Raw genomic sequence first — 14651 nt, 5'->3', positions numbered from 1 at the left:
ATTCAAGGCTAAAATCAACAATATATGCGAAAAGAGCCTAATTAAAAGACGTTGGCAATTCAAGGGCCAACGTCTTTGATATTTATTTCGGAGTAGTACATTAATTATTATCAGAATGGAATAGTGATGGAAAAGCAGGAGACAATGGTAGAAGTAGGGTCCTTTGAGAAAAAGCTAGATGTATGCCTTCGCGCTTTGTTAAAGGGTTTAAAGTTTTTCATATAATTTTGGCTTAGAAAAAAGAAAAAGGAGGACTGACCTTGGGTAACATTACAGCTTATATCGATCAATTCGGATACATTGTGTTATTTTTTGCACTTTTATTAGAAATGATTGCACTTCCATTGCCAGGCGACCTCCTTATGACTTACAGTGGATTTCTCGTTTACCAAGGGCATTTAAACTGGGTGTTTAGCATTTTAATTGCAGGGGTTGGCACCTCTATTGGAATGACCCTTTCTTATTGGATAGGCCGCAAGTTAGGACCTCCTTTTTTCGGAAAATATGGGCATCGTTTTCATATGGGCCCGGAACGAATCGAAAAAACTTCTTTCTGGTTTAGCAAGCATGGGAATAAACTGTTAATTATTGCCTATTTCATCCCCGGGGTCAGACATATAACAGGTTATTTTTCGGGAATTACCCGGATTCCGTTTCGTACGTATGCGCTGTTTGCCTATAGCGGGGCGTTCCTATGGGTGACAGTATTTGTCACTTTAGGCAAGATATTGGGTCCGAAGTGGGAGCTGTTTCACAGTTCAATAAAAAAGTACCTTATAATTGGAAGTATTGTGGCTGCCTTCGTTTTAACAGCTATCTATATATACAAAAAGTATAAATCTGAGATAAAAAATGCAGCGATTAATATATTAAATCTGACCATGAAGGTATTTCATTCCCGGAAACGAGTGGGGCTTCTTATTTCGTTTACAGCAGTGATAACGTTGGGACTTATTATTCTGATGATTGGAATGATAGAGGATTTTCTGGGGAATGAATTTCAGGATTTTAACGAAATTATGGATGTATTAATACCATTAACTTTTAACGAAGACTGGACAGAAGCCATGGTCCTCCTCTCCTTTATGGGATCTAGACAGTTTCTTATTATGCTGATTATCTTTACACTATTTTGGATTTTATGGACAGGCAGGGATAAAATCACTGAATTATTATCATTTATGATTGTTGTATTCGGCGGAGAACTGTATGAAGAATCTTTAAGGAGAATTTTTCATAAATTTTCACCCCTTAATTATTCGTTAATGGATCAGCTGCTTTATGCATTTCCAAGCGAACAGTCATTAATGACTTTTGTGATTTACGGTTTTTTCGTATTTATATCTGTTCGTACAGCCAGAAAAGTTTGGATTCGTACATTCGTTCCTATTACAGCACTTGTAATTTTATTTCTAATTGCCCTCAGCCGTTTGTTCTTGGAAGTTCAACTCCCAAGTGATGTGGCTGCTGCCTATGTATTTGGTGGAGTCTGGTTAGGATTGAACATTCTTTTAATCGAGATTTTCCGGTTGCTGCGACGCATGGATGTTAAATAGAATCGGCATTTTGAATAAAAGGGATGGGAAAGAATAGTGCAACATTAAACAACTTAAGTACTCTGAGCGCATCTTATCAGATACAGATTATGGTAGAAGGGTGATATTCGTTTATGTATTGTCAACGTGTACGTTCTGATATCTGTGTCTTTTAGAGCAGGCACCTGCTTAATTTTAAAAAAACATAGTATTCCACTTATAGAAAAGACATTGGAATCATTGGTTGACGTTGATGCTCTTGCAATCATTATAAATGAATTAAATGATGTTGTTGGTAGTATAACCGCTACTTGTATACACGGTGGCTGTCAACTGCCTTTGATTAAGGAGTAGGTTCCTTCTATTAAAATTTAATTCAATAAACGGATGTGATACTTCAATTTGGTATCACATTTTTCATGATCTAAATAAATTTAAATAATAAGAGCCGGAAGGATCATTCACGAGCAGTGACTGACACCATTTGTACACCGATTCAATGATATTATGTGACATATATCACGGTCGTGGTCAAAATTTTTAATGTATAAAAGAGGAGTAGGAGAATTTTCCCATACTAAATACTAAAAAGTTGAATGAAATGAGGAATATTGTGAAAAAGTCTATTCTTACAAGATTAAGCTGGCTTGTTTCCATCGTGGTACTTATTAGCCTCGTGATCATTTCCTTTACTACTTACCAAATGACATATTTTAAGGTTAAAGAAGCGGCAGGTATTGAGTTAATTGGTTGTGCAAATATCACAACCGGTCTGCTTACGAATGAGGATATTACTAATCTGCTAGATTTAAGTTATTCTGAGGTGAACGCACTTAATGAGAAAATTAGTTGGACCGTAGCCCATAAGCCGATTTTTGAGAACCAGTCCCTTTTATCACTTGATGGAACAGTGCTTATTGCTGATCATAATTTCCAATCCCAAGGTATTAAAATTGGTGATACTATTCCGGTCAATTCAGATGTCCTTACACAATTAATAGAGAAGGGAAAGCCAGTTTACTCTGATGTTTATGAATTTGTTGGAATGAAGCGATTGACGGGATATGCCCCAATTTTTAAAAACCATGATCCGAATGAGGAGTTAATTGCCATCAGCGCCATTGACTTCAACGCTGAGATTCTAACAGATCGGACTTGGAGCATGGTTGCTACGACGATTTTTGTTGGTGTCATTTCCCTTTTAATTGCAGGACTAACCATTATTCTGTTTGTTAGAAAAACAATTTTGCCATTGAAAAAGCTGACAACATACACAAAAAGGATTTCAGAAGGGGATTTAACCCTCGATATGCAAGATTTAAAAGCCACTGGTGAAATACACGAACTGACTGAAAATTTTAATCAGATGGTTGTGAGTTTGAAAGCAAGCTTACATCTTTCTTCGAATAGTTCTAAAGAAATTGCCGCATCTTCTGAAGAGTTGACCGTCAATGTAATGGGGGTAACTACTATTGTAGAAGATGTTTCGAATACTTATCAGACCGTTGCAGATTCAATTAAGAATCAAGCTGCTAATCTTACAAGAGTGAAAGATGCTTTTGGAAATATCACTCAAAATACGAGTTCTATGACTGAAAAAATCAGCAGCACGGCATCTCATTCGCAGCAGGTATTGCAAAAAGCGGCCGAAGGAAATGATCTTATCAGAGACTCTGTCCATCATATGAAAAACATCCAAGAGAAAACGAACAATCTCACTGTTGCAATGGGAGAGCTTAACCATATGTCTGCACGAGTAAGAGAAATTCTTAAAATGATTACGAATATATCTAAGCAAACGAATCTTCTTGCCTTAAATGCATCGATCGAATCAGCAAGGGCTGGTGAACACGGAAAAGGTTTTGCGGTTGTCGCAAATGAAATTAGAAGTTTAGCAGAAGAAACCTCCAAAAGCATTTCAAATATAACTAATATCATTGTTGAAATTGAAGAAAAAACAAATGAAGCCGTTTCAGTAACAAATGATGGGAATGAAGCGGTGAAAGTCGGCATGATCAAGGTGGAAAATGCCGGGCAAACATTCCTGCAAATCAATGAATCGATCAAAACGAATACACATGATTTTGAGCAAGTTTTTCAGGGAATTGTTAGAATTAATAATGACATTCAAAACGCTAATTTAGATGTAGAAACCATCGAGAAAATCACCTCAGAAGTTTCCGCCAGCATGCAAACAGTCTCTGCATCATCACAGCAACAGACCGCATCAATGGAAGAAATCAACTCAGCGATTCAAATATTAGCTTCCATGGCTTTTGATATGGAAGTCATTGCAAACAAATTTAAATTATAGGGTATTACAATACACAGAGTAAGCCTGAAAAAATATGGACGTACAGAACGAGGGGTACTGATAAAATCCGTTTAAAGAGAAAAAGAAGCTAATCACCTTACTACATATAGGTTTTTAGCTTCTTTTGTTTTCTGTATTTGGCTGAGAATCTTCAATGTTTTAAAAAAACTGTTTTCGAAAAGTTTGTTGCTTTTATAATGTGATTTTTATTTAATAATCTGAGTTGATTGGAACGGAGGACACTTGACTCCTGCGGGAATAGAGGGAAGCGGGAGACCCCGCAGGCGGTTACGCCGAGGAGGGCTCCCGTCCCTCCCCGCGGAAGCAAGTGTCCGCAGCGGAAATCAACGGGCAAACTTTATAGACAATAACAACAATATATGCGAAAACAGCCTTTTAAAAAGCTTTACCTTTTCAGCAGTCTTTACAGAACGGCCACACTATTTTAAAACGAAGGGATGAAATTACCCTAAACACCGCAATGCTGAAAGAGTAACAAGCAGAAAATGATAGAATAAGATTAATAGATAAGGAGAAGTTAACTGATGTATAGTTTTTTCAGCCAAATTAGCAGGCGGGCTTATGCTAGTTTTAGGAATTCTTGATACAATAACTTACTGGGGGCTATAGAAATTAGGATCGATTAAATGCTCTTTCAAAACTATTGTTGGAATCACGCCAATGAGGAGGTTTCAAAGTTGGTCATACAATCGAATATGTCACCAAAAGCGATCGTTGAAGTTTGGAGAGAAACAGCGAATATTTTTAAAAAACATCATATACCACTTACAGAAAAGAAATTGGAAACATTGATTAAATCTGATAGTCTTTCCATTCTTCTAAATGAATTAAATGATCTTGTTGGAAGTTCAACCGCTACTTGTATAGAAGGTGGCTGACAAATGCAATTTAATAAGGAGTAGGTTACTCCTTAAGAGAATTTTAGAAATTAATAACTGGACGAAAATCAAATGCATCAAATATAATGCATTCCAATGTTAAATGGGCCACGAATAAATATTAAATCGCGGCTTTTTACTGTTTATTTAATACCAACTTCCATCTAAATTGTCCTTTTGCGTTTTCTTCTTATAAGATAATAAGAGCTTACAATAATAAGAAATAAAAGAATGATACCAAGCTGCCATCCCGGTTTTAATGAGAGTACCTGATCTACAGAGTATGCCTCTATATATAAAGAGGGGATCTTACCCAACGTACTAGCAATACTAAATGATAGTAATCCCATATTACTAAAGGCTGCTGCGAGTGTAACAGCACCAGATGGGATAAATGGCAAAATTCTAAGAGCAAGCACAAGTAATACTGCTTTTCCACCTGCTGTATTTCTTAACTTTCGTAAAAGCTTAGTTTCGGGCTTTTTTAACCGTGTTGAAAATTTCATTAATCCTTTCCGGAATAAGGCGAAACTAACAATCGCTCCGGCTGCTTCACCAGCAATCGAAACGAGCAATCCCGTTTTAAACCCGAAAAAGACAATGTTACCTGCTGTAATAAAGGCGCTAGGCAATATCCCGGATATGGCTACAATAATATTTAAACCAATACTGATAATAACAGTAAGAAATGGATTAGCAGGAAACCATTTTAGCAAATAATCTTCCATAATATATTCCTCCCCAATTTGTTTATACCCTATACCCCATTAAGGTTTCAAGACCGAATATATCAAAAATAACTTTATCGATGTTTATTCATCGTATATTTCTAGTTTGTAGGTTTGAATATTAGAGACTCAATGGCTTTAGAAAATATAATCTTATCGATTGGGGAAAATCAAATGGGAAGGGTGCCAGAAATAAGTTCATTCACAAAAATTCCATATTTATCAAAAACACATGACTTTCATCTTTACATACTATACCGGGGTATAATATAATGTATTCAAGGAGTGAGGCCATATGGAATCAGAATTTGAAAATAATTCTTTGTTAACAGAAGAGGAAAGCTGCTGTTCAAGCGTAAGTGAAAGAAAAAGCCATCATTCTGAGACAGTAAAGAAAAACCTCGTTACTCGGTTAAACCGGATAGAAGGACAGATTCGCGGAATCAAAGGTTTAATTGAGAGAGATACGTATTGTGATGATGTGATTACGCAAATTTCTGCTACACAAGCTGCATTGAATAGTGTGGCAAAGATTCTTTTAGAAGGACATTTAAAAGGCTGTGTTGTTGATCGGCTTCAAGAAGGAGACATGGAAGTCTTAGACGAGGTACTAATCACGATTCAAAAACTAATGAAAAAATAAGGGAGATGTTTGATGATGGAAAAAGCAACTTTAAATGTAAAAGGCATGTCGTGCGGACACTGTGTAAAAGCCATTGAAGGAAGTGTTGGGGAATTAGCAGGTGTATCTAATGTAAAAGTTCACCTGGAAAATGGTACAGTGGACGTAGAGTATAGGTCGTCAGAGGTGTCTTTAGATAAAATTAAAGAAGAGATTGATGATCAAGGATATGATGTAATCTAAAAGAGGCCGTGCTTAAAAAGCACGCTCTCTTTTTCAAAAAAATATACCCACTATAGGTATAAGGAGATTTTAATATGAATGAAAAAATTCTCGAAAGTCAATTTCAAGTAACTGGTATGACTTGTGCAGCGTGTGCCACCCGTATTGAAAAAGGATTAAAAAAAATAGAAGGTGTTTCAGATGCAAACGTCAATCTCGCCCTTGAAAAAGCGACGGTAAAATTCGACGCAGCTGCAACGGGCCCAGCTGACATACAGAAAAAAATCAGAGACCTTGGTTATGATGTCGTTACCAATAAAACTGAGTTAGTCCTCACTGGCATGACATGTGCGGCATGTTCAACAAGAATTGAAAAAGGGCTTAATAAAATGGAAGGAGTCATTGGCGCAACAGTCAATATCGCTCTTGAAAAAGCTACTGTGGAGTACAATCCAGCGATTGTTTCACCAAAAGATATGACGCAAAGAGTCGAAAAGCTGGGCTATGGCGCAAGTATCAAAAGCGAAGAAAATGAGAAAGACGAAGTTGACCATCGACTGGGAGAAATAAAAAAACAGAAAAGGAAGTTTATTTTCTCAATGATTCTATCCCTTCCGCTTCTCTGGGCGATGGCAGGTCATTTCAGTTTCACTTCCTTCCTATATGTACCCGATGCATTCATGAACCCATGGGTACAGATGGCTTTGGCTACACCTATACAATTTTATATTGGAAAACAGTTTTATGTTGGTGCTTATAAAGCTCTAAGAAATAAGAGTGCAAATATGGATGTATTAGTTGCACTGGGAACATCTGCCGCTTATTTTTATAGTGTGTATTTAGCGATTGAAGCAGCGGGAAGGGATGTTATTCCAGATGGCCTTTATTTCGAAACAAGTGCGGTACTGATTACGTTAATTATTCTAGGAAAACTGTTCGAGGCAAAAGCAAAGGGCCGTTCGTCAGAGGCGATTAAGAAACTCATGGGCTTACAGGCAAAAACAGCTACTGTTGAACGCGATGGCCATGAAATCGTAATTCCGCTGGAAGAGGTCGTTACAGGAGATATCGTCTTCGTAAAACCAGGTGAAAAAATTCCAGTAGACGGTGTGATAATTGAGGGACAATCCGCTCTTGATGAATCAATGATTACAGGGGAAAGCGTTCCGATTGATAAAACGGTTGGCGATACTGTTATTGGTGCTACGATTAATAAAAATGGATTTATAAAAATGAAAGCTACTAAAGTAGGAAAAGATACGGCTCTTGTGCAAATAATTAAAGTAGTCGAAGATGCTCAAGGCTCAAAGGCTCCTATTCAACGTCTAGCAGACTCAATTTCTGGAGTCTTTGTTCCAATCGTTGTTGGAATCGCAATTCTCACGTTTTTGGTTTGGTATTTTGTGGTTGTTCCTGGAGATTTTGCAGAAGCACTTGAAAAATTGATTGCCGTTCTTGTTATCGCATGTCCGTGTGCACTTGGATTGGCAACGCCGACATCAATTATGGCAGGATCAGGCCGTGCGGCGGAATTTGGCATCCTTTTTAAAGGTGGAGAGCATCTCGAAATGACTCACCGGATCAACACCGTAATCCTAGATAAAACGGGAACGATCACGAATGGAACCCCGGTTTTGACTGATGTAATAACAGAACTTGAAGAAACAGCGTTTTTATCATTAGTTGGGTCAGCAGAAAAGCAGTCTGAACATCCGCTTGCACAGGCAATCGTTGAGGGGATTAGAGAAAAGGAAATAAGTCTAATGGATGTGAAAGGGTTCGAAGCCATTCCTGGCTATGGAATTAAAGCGATCATTGATGATAAAGAAATCCTCATTGGTACACGCCGTTTGATGAGAAAGTTTAATGTAGAAATTGAACATGTATTAGAGGAAATGAGTACTCTCGAGAAGCAAGGTAAAACAGCGATGTTGGCAGCTATAAATGGTGCATATGCTGGGATAGTTGCGGTTGCAGACACGATTAAGGAAACATCCGCCGGGGCAATCAATAGGTTAAAAGACATGGGACTTGATGTCATTATGATTACAGGTGATAACGAGCAAACTGCACAAGCAATTGCCAAGCAAGCTGGAGTTGAGCATGTAATCGCTGAGGTACTACCTGAAGGAAAAGCCGAAGAAGTTAAAAAGCTTCAACAGCAGGGCAAGAAAGTGGCCATGGTAGGGGATGGAATTAATGATGCCCCTGCATTAGCGATCGCTGATATTGGGATGGCGATTGGTACAGGAACAGATGTCGCAATGGAAGCTGCGGATATTACGTTAATTCGAGGAGATTTAAACAGTATAGCCGATGCCATATTTATGAGTAAGAAAACGATTCGTAATATCAGACAAAACCTATTTTGGGCCTTTGCCTATAACACACTCGGAATTCCTGTTGCTGCTTTTGGTTTTCTTGCACCGTGGCTAGCAGGAGCAGCCATGGCTTTCAGTTCCGTTTCAGTTGTTCTAAATGCACTTCGTCTTCAAAGGGTTAAATTATAAGTAGTGAACACAAATATGAAAAATAGTTATAGAATTTAAGCTTCAGCCTACTATTCAAGGCTGTTTTTTTCTGAGAATTCGGATGTTACATGATCGAAATAGTTTTGTTACATATGATCCAAGTTTTGTTTCTAAAGTAAGTATTTGTGAGTTTATACATGTACCCATGTTTTACCGTTATCAAATTGATATTAGTATTCTTAGGAAAGACAGGGATATTTATCGAAGTGGCATATTTTGGTGCATGAATAACATTATTACATCTGTTAGCCTACTAGTAAATCATTCTATGATAAAACTAGGAGGTTAATAAGTATGAATAAGTTTAAGAAACTGCTGATTGTGCCTGTTCTAGCACTTTCATTATTTAGTTTTAATTCTCAAACAGACGCAGCAACAAATACTCATCTTGTACATAAGGGTGAAACTTATTGGATCATTGCAAACAAATATGGGGTTTCAGTGAACAACTTGATGAAAGTAAATAACAAGTCTACTCACTTACTATATCCGGGAGAGAAACTGATTATACCAGCCACAATTTCAGAAGCCGATAAAGAACTGTTGGCACGACTTGTTTCAGCTGAAGCTAAGGGGGAACCTTACGCAGGAAAAGTGGCAGTTGCTACTGTCGTCCTAAACAGAGTGGATAGCCCAAGCTTCCCAAATACAGTAAGAGATGTTATCTATCAAATCCATAGTGGGCATTATGCATTTACACCTGTTCAAGATGGAGCAATCAATCAACCAGCAGATAATGCCTCAAGGAAGGCTGTAGAAGAAGCTTTAGCCTTTAGAGGACAGGGGAAAGGGTCTTTGTTTTTCTATAATCCAAAGACGTCAACAAGTAAATGGATATTTTCCCGTGAAGTGACAGTAACGATTGGTAATCATCGTTTTGCTCGATAAAATTAATATATGATCTCAATTAGAACACCAATCACTTAATTTGATTGGTGTTCTTTATTTTCTAAATGATTGTTGTTTTTAAATAGGTTTGTATGAAGTTGATTGGAGCGGAAGGTGCGAGACTCCTGCGGGAGTAGCGGGACAGGTGAGACCCCACAGGCGCAAGGCGCCGAGGAGGCTCACCGCCCGCCCCGCGGAAAGCGAGCATCCTGGAGCGGAAATCAACTAGACCTCATTTTGGTTAAATAGCAACAAAATTTACGAAAACAGCCTTATGTAAAAAGCGATAACTTTGAAAACATGCCGAAATGTGTCATAATTCATTAGGATAGAAATAGAGATGTCCTTATTTTATACCTAGTTGGGGTGACATAAATGGAAAGATTACAAAAGGTAATTGCTCATGCTGGATTTGCTTCACGCAGAAAGGCTGAGGAGTTAATTAGTGAAGGTCATGTAAAAGTAAATGGAAAAACAGTAAAGGAACTCGGGGTAAAAGTATCATCTTCCGATCGTGTAGAAGTAAACGGTATTCCTGTTGAGCGGGAGGAGCCGGTTTATTTTCTTCTTTATAAACCTAGAGGGGTTATTTCGAGTGTTGCCGATGATAAAGGGAGAAAAGTCGTAACGGATTACCTCCAGAATATTAGACAGAGGATTTATCCAGTTGGGCGTTTGGACTTTGACACTTCAGGCTTACTGCTCTTAACGAATGATGGGGAATTTGCCAATCTGCTCATGCACCCAAAAAGCGAAGTTGAAAAGGTGTATGTTGCTAAAGTGAAAGGAATTCCGTCCCGTGAGAAAATGAGAAGTCTTGAACGAGGCATTCAACTAGAGGATGGGAAGACAGCTCCAGCGCGGGCAAAGTTGCTTTCCGCGGACAAGCAGAAACAAACAGCTATCATTGAACTAGCTATTCACGAAGGCCGGAACCGGCAAGTAAGAAGGATGTTCGAAGCGATTGGCCATCCTGTCATGAAATTAAAACGGGAAAGATATGGCTCGTTAACACTTCAAGGATTGAAAGCTGGAGAAGCAAGGGAATTAACAGCCCATGAGGTAAAACAATTACGTGTCATCGCGCAAAAAAAATAATGATATTAAAAAAGACGTTATGAAGAAAATTATTCCCACAAATTAATTTTAGGTAAAAGAGCCTTATAAAGGAAAAATTTCATAGAAGTGTCACAGTTACTTCACATTGTAAACATTATCAGTATGTTGATAAATGATATAATTAAGATCAAATCGCACGGATCAATTAAACAGTCTAAGGACAAACCTCCGTTAACATCCATTTTCCATGGGATGAACGGTGTTGATTTTTAACTGGATTTATCAAAGGGGTTTATCAAGCCGAAATTTATTGGCAAAATATAGACATTTATCTGAGTCCTTACATATGATAAACCCCTCTTGAAAGCGGTTCAGGTTTTTTAGGGGGAATTTTCATGAAAAAAAGGCGTTTAGTGACTAGGACGGTTATTTTGCTTTTATTAGGGGCTGCCGTCGCTTACACTTTATATGCTAATTTTACAAAAGAAGATGTTAAAAAGGTCGCCATTGGGGAAATCGCGCCTGATTTCGTACTTGTTGATATGAATGGGGAGAAGCATCAGCTTTCTGATTATAAAGGACAGGGCGTCTTTTTGAATTTCTGGGGTACTTGGTGCAAGCCTTGTGAAAGAGAAATGCCATATATGAATAACCAATACAATCAGTTTAAAGACAAAGGTGTCACGATTCTAGCTGTCAATGTAGGCGAATCGGAGCTTGCAGTGCAGAAATTTGCAGATCGATTAAACTTAGCTTTTCCAATTTTAAAAGATTCGGATGGGCAAGTGCAAACCGCATACAAAATCGGTACTCTTCCTGCGACTTACATGATTGATAAAGATGGAAAAGTCGTTAAATACCACACAGGGCAATTGACAGAGGAAATGATTAAAGACTTAATGGAACAGGTTAAACCATAAGTTACGGGGAGTTTTTAATAATGAATGACGTAAAATGTGAATGCGGGCATGTGAACCCGCATGGAACGATTCTTTGTGAAGCATGCGGAAGGGTTCTGGAAGAGCGTGAAAAGGATAAGAAGCTTGTTGATATGCGCTATGAAGGAAGTGCCCGACGCTCGCAGACATATAATAAAACCATAGTTGATAAAATATGGAACTTTTTCTCATCTGTAAAAGTCGGTGTCTGGCTAATTGTGATCACACTTATTGCTTCGGCACTTGGAACCATTTTACCTCAAGAAATGTATATTCCTCCTGTTATGCCAGCAGCAGAGTATTATGAAGATCAGTACGGATGGATCGGTAAGCTGTATTATGACCTTGGATTTAATAATCTCTATAGTTCGTGGTGGTATCTAGTTTTAATTGCATCGATTGGAATTTCATTAGTCATTTGCAGTCTTGACCGTGTAATCCCATTATACCGCGCATTAAAAAACCAACTTGTCAAAAGACATGAAGGCTTCTTAAAACGTCAGCGACTTTTTGGGATTTCAGAAGCTGCAGACCTTGACCAATCCTACACGAAGGTGAAAGAAAAATTAAAAGCCAAAAGATACAATATTCGCGAAGAAGACGGGAATATTCTTGCTGAAAAGGGCCGATTTTCAAGATGGGGTCCTTACGTCAATCATATCGGATTAATTATCTTCTTAATCGGTGGCATGCTTCGTTTTGTTCCTGGCATGTATATTGATAAGATTCTATGGCTTCGTGAAGGAGAAACGAAGGTGATCCCGGAAACGAACGGAGAGTATTATTTAACGAACGACCGGTTTATACTGGAAGTTTATGATAAAGATAAAGATAATGAAGCATTTAGTGAAGCAATTGAACGCACCGGTATGGTAGCAAAAAACTATCAGTCTAATGTAACTCTTTATAAAAAGATAGGGGAAGCAGTTGCTGGTGAAAAACCTGAGCTTGAAAAAGTAAAGAATTACGCGATTCGAGTCAACGAACCTCTAAAGTTCGAAGGCTTTGCCTTATATCAAGTTGATTATAAATTAGACGAATTGAATAAAATGACATTTGCACTTGCAAATAAAAAGACAAATGAAGTGTTTGGCAAGATTACAATCGATTTATATGATCCTAAAGATCGATATGATCTCGGTAACGGTTACTCAGTCGAAGTAATGAGTTATTTTCCTGATTTTGAATTTGATAAAAATAAGGAGCCGGTTACAAAATCTAAAATCCCGAATAACCCTGCCTTTGTTTTTAAAATGTTTACTCCAGATAAACCGGCTGGAGAGATCAGCTTCGTTGCCATCCGTCAAACAATTGAGCCATTTGGAGATAATGAGTATAAAATGGCTTTTAGTGGTGTAGAGACAAAAAATGTGACAGCTTTAACTGTCCGTAAAGATCTAACATTATGGATCATTGCATTGGGCGGAGTCATTTTCATGATTGGTGTTGCTCAAGGCTCTTATTGGACCCACCGTCGCATATGGATTCGTCGGATAAATGGAGAAGTTTGGATAGCTGGGCACACAAATAAAAACTGGCATGGTTTAAAACGGGAAATTCAAGGTGTTTTAGAAGGCACCGGTATTAACGAACCCGGTGATCAAACGGAAATCGAAAAATCGGAATAAGGAGGGAACCCTCTAGGTGGTTATTTTAAGCGGAAATTTATTATATACAGCCTTTATTCTTTATATTTTTGCCACTATTTTATTTGCAGGCTCGATAAAGGATAAAAGGAATCAAAAGCAAGGGCCGAACAGATGGTCACAGCTTGGACTGCTAGTAAGCATTATCGGTTTTATTGCTCAATTAGGGTATTTTATCACTCGGTGGATTGCAGGCGGCCACGCACCAGTCAGTAACATGTTTGAATTTATTACCTTCTTTGGAATGGCATTAGTTGGTGCATTTATTGTAATATATTTTATGTATAGGACCCCTTTATTGGGCGTATTTACGATGCCAATCGCATTGCTGCTAATTGCATATGCAAGTATGTTTCCGAGAGACATTTCGCCATTGATCCCAGCATTGCAAAGTCATTGGCTTTATATTCACGTTACCACTACAGCAGTAGGGCAAGCGATTTTATCAATTAGTTTTGTAGCAGGAATCCTTTATTTAGTGAAGTCTGTCGATCAATCAAAATCAAGTAGACGCACTTTTTGGTTAGAGACGATCATGTTTGGATTAGTTTGTACGTTGGGTTTTATTATTATAACTTCTACTTTTTCGGCAATGGATTATAAGGCAAGCTTCAATTGGATAGATAAAAATAACCAGGAAGCCACCTTAGAATATTCCATGCCAGCTCTTGTTGGTCCGCATCAAGGCGAATTGATGACAGCAGGAAAATTTAACCCAAGCCTTGAAACACCAGCAATTATTAATGCGAAAAAATTGAATACGGTTATTTGGTCGTTTGGATCAGGTATCATTTTATACTTATTATTTAGGTTAGTACTCCGTAAACGTATTGCTGCAGCATTACAACCAATCGTAAAAAAAATCAATCTTGATTTAGTTGATGAGATTGGGTATCGGTCTGTATTAATTGGATTTCCGATATTCGCACTTGGCGGCTTAATTTTTGCAATGATTTGGGCACAAATAGCCTGGACACGTTTTTGGGGATGGGATCCAAAGGAAGTGTGGGCACTTGTTACATTCCTATTTTATGCAGCCTTCTTGCATCTGCGTCTTTCAAAAGGCTGGCACGGGGAAAAGTCAGCCTGGCTTGCCGTCATTGGTTTTGTAATTATTATGTTTAATTTAGTAGCAGTTAACCTTGTTATTGCTGGTCTGCATTCATATGCTGGATAGTACTTTTGATAAGGCTGTTTTCGTAAAGTATGTTGCTTTTATAATGTGATTTTTATTTAATAATCTGAGTTGATTGGAGCGGAGGGCACTTG

Annotated in this window: 12 protein-coding genes and 1 pseudogene; 12 read left to right on the top strand and 1 reads right to left on the bottom strand. The window is 38.0% G+C overall.

Annotation, left to right across the window (positions count from 1 at the left end; genetic code table 11):
* Positions 1-260: 260 nt before the first annotated feature.
* The 4 genes and pseudogenes from BGM26_RS09245 (at position 261) to BGM26_RS09235 (ending at position 4748) form a co-directional block, all read left to right on the top strand.
* Positions 261-1556: a VTT domain-containing protein gene (locus tag BGM26_RS09245; protein WP_217039543.1), complete on the top strand. Its 1296-nt coding sequence runs from the start codon at positions 261-263 to the stop codon at positions 1554-1556.
* Positions 1557-2136: 580 nt separating this feature from the next.
* Positions 2137-2907 (top strand): annotated as a pseudogene (locus tag BGM26_RS21935) (HAMP domain-containing protein); the annotation flags it as partial.
* Complete coding sequence (locus BGM26_RS21930) at positions 2902-3849, top strand: methyl-accepting chemotaxis protein (protein ID WP_483297801.1); 948 nt, start codon at positions 2902-2904, stop codon at positions 3847-3849. The pseudogene BGM26_RS21935 and the gene BGM26_RS21930, both read left to right, overlap by 6 nt.
* A gap of 698 nt (positions 3850-4547) precedes the next feature.
* Positions 4548-4748: a hypothetical protein gene (locus BGM26_RS09235; RefSeq protein ID WP_217039541.1), complete on the top strand. Its 201-nt coding sequence runs from the start codon at positions 4548-4550 to the stop codon at positions 4746-4748.
* A gap of 164 nt (positions 4749-4912) precedes the next feature.
* Here BGM26_RS09235 and BGM26_RS09230 read toward each other — a convergent pair whose 3' ends face one another.
* Positions 4913-5476 (bottom strand): TVP38/TMEM64 family protein, encoded by a 564-nt coding sequence (locus tag BGM26_RS09230; RefSeq protein WP_217039540.1) that lies wholly within the window; start codon positions 5474-5476, stop codon positions 4913-4915.
* A 295-nt stretch (positions 5477-5771) separates the two neighbouring features.
* Between BGM26_RS09230 and BGM26_RS09225 the strand changes: the two genes are divergently transcribed.
* The 8 genes from BGM26_RS09225 (at position 5772) to ccsB (ending at position 14559) form a co-directional block, all read left to right on the top strand.
* On the top strand, positions 5772-6119 hold the full coding sequence (locus tag BGM26_RS09225) for a metal-sensitive transcriptional regulator (RefSeq protein WP_254119170.1): 348 nt from the start codon (positions 5772-5774) through the stop codon (positions 6117-6119).
* Positions 6120-6134: 15 nt separating this feature from the next.
* Positions 6135-6341 carry a copper chaperone CopZ gene (gene copZ, locus BGM26_RS09220; RefSeq protein WP_217039539.1) on the top strand — a complete coding sequence of 69 codons (207 nt, stop codon included), beginning with the start codon at positions 6135-6137 and terminating at the stop codon, positions 6339-6341.
* A gap of 74 nt (positions 6342-6415) precedes the next feature.
* Positions 6416-8830 (top strand): heavy metal translocating P-type ATPase, encoded by a 2415-nt coding sequence (locus tag BGM26_RS09215; protein ID WP_217039538.1) that lies wholly within the window; start codon positions 6416-6418, stop codon positions 8828-8830.
* A 315-nt stretch (positions 8831-9145) separates the two neighbouring features.
* Positions 9146-9739, top strand: coding sequence for a cell wall hydrolase (locus BGM26_RS09210; RefSeq protein ID WP_217039537.1), 594 nt, complete (start codon positions 9146-9148; stop codon positions 9737-9739).
* Positions 9740-10114: 375 nt separating this feature from the next.
* Positions 10115-10837 carry a 23S rRNA pseudouridine(2605) synthase RluB gene (rluB, locus tag BGM26_RS09205; RefSeq protein ID WP_217039536.1) on the top strand — a complete coding sequence of 241 codons (723 nt, stop codon included), beginning with the start codon at positions 10115-10117 and terminating at the stop codon, positions 10835-10837.
* A 356-nt stretch (positions 10838-11193) separates the two neighbouring features.
* Positions 11194-11718: a thiol-disulfide oxidoreductase ResA gene (resA, locus tag BGM26_RS09200; protein ID WP_217039535.1), complete on the top strand. Its 525-nt coding sequence runs from the start codon at positions 11194-11196 to the stop codon at positions 11716-11718.
* Positions 11719-11738: 20 nt separating this feature from the next.
* Positions 11739-13364: a cytochrome c biogenesis protein ResB gene (resB, locus tag BGM26_RS09195; RefSeq protein ID WP_217039534.1), complete on the top strand. Its 1626-nt coding sequence runs from the start codon at positions 11739-11741 to the stop codon at positions 13362-13364.
* 16 nt (positions 13365-13380) lie between these two features.
* Positions 13381-14559, top strand: a complete 1179-nt coding sequence (gene ccsB / locus BGM26_RS09190) for a c-type cytochrome biogenesis protein CcsB (RefSeq protein WP_217039533.1) — start codon at positions 13381-13383, stop codon at positions 14557-14559.
* Positions 14560-14651 lie beyond the last annotated feature (92 nt).

The sequence above is a fragment of the Bacillus sp. FJAT-29790 genome (assembly GCF_019039215.1).
Classification (GTDB): domain Bacteria; phylum Bacillota; class Bacilli; order Bacillales; family Cytobacillaceae; genus Cytobacillus.
The sequence above is the reverse complement of the archived record's forward strand: the minus strand, read 5'-3'. Positions and strand labels throughout refer to the sequence as shown.

Excerpts from the sequence above, each read along its gene's own strand:
- BGM26_RS21930 (WP_483297801.1), top strand. The coding sequence starts at position 2,902 with ATGGTTGTGAGTTTGAAAGCAAGCTTACATCTTTCTTCGAATAGTTCT.
- BGM26_RS09230 (WP_217039540.1), bottom strand. The coding sequence starts at position 5,476 with ATGGAAGATTATTTGCTAAAATGGTTTCCTGCTAATCCATTTCTTACT.
- BGM26_RS09225 (WP_254119170.1), top strand. The coding sequence starts at position 5,772 with ATGGAATCAGAATTTGAAAATAATTCTTTGTTAACAGAAGAGGAAAGC.
- copZ (WP_217039539.1), top strand. The coding sequence starts at position 6,135 with ATGGAAAAAGCAACTTTAAATGTAAAAGGCATGTCGTGCGGACACTGT.
- BGM26_RS09215 (WP_217039538.1), top strand. The coding sequence starts at position 6,416 with ATGAATGAAAAAATTCTCGAAAGTCAATTTCAAGTAACTGGTATGACT.
- BGM26_RS09210 (WP_217039537.1), top strand. The coding sequence starts at position 9,146 with ATGAATAAGTTTAAGAAACTGCTGATTGTGCCTGTTCTAGCACTTTCA.
- rluB (WP_217039536.1), top strand. The coding sequence starts at position 10,115 with ATGGAAAGATTACAAAAGGTAATTGCTCATGCTGGATTTGCTTCACGC.
- resA (WP_217039535.1), top strand. The coding sequence starts at position 11,194 with ATGAAAAAAAGGCGTTTAGTGACTAGGACGGTTATTTTGCTTTTATTA.
- resB (WP_217039534.1), top strand. The coding sequence starts at position 11,739 with ATGAATGACGTAAAATGTGAATGCGGGCATGTGAACCCGCATGGAACG.